Source organism: Peribacillus folii (assembly GCF_030271255.1).
Lineage (GTDB): Bacteria > Bacillota > Bacilli > Bacillales > DSM-1321 > Peribacillus.
This window is the reverse complement of sequence record NZ_JASJOM010000043.1, coordinates 1-204: the sequence shown is the minus strand read 5'-3', so window position 1 is coordinate 204 and position 204 is coordinate 1. Positions and strand designations below refer to the sequence as shown.

Sequence of the window (204 nt, the reverse complement as noted above, 5' to 3'; positions counted from 1 at the left end):
TTGCCAGCCGGACCGGAAAAAGAGCGCCTGGAAGAGCTCCTGAATAACGCGCAAGATTTATTGGATAAGAACGAACAAGCTGAAAAGGACTTGAACGATGCGAAGAACAAAGTGGAAGATCTGTTCACGGATAAAGAATTCGACACATTGAAGGGAAGTACCGATCAAGGAGCGATAGACGAAGCGAAAGAAGCAGTCAGCAAA

The 204-nt window shown here is 46.1% G+C and carries 1 protein-coding gene; it reads left to right on the top strand.

Going from position 1 to position 204, the window contains the following annotated elements; genetic code table 11:
• Positions 1 to 204, top strand: a 204-nt coding sequence (locus QNI08_RS22465; protein WP_285769556.1) for a toxin Cry1Ac domain D-VI-related protein, incomplete at both ends; no start/stop codon positions are given.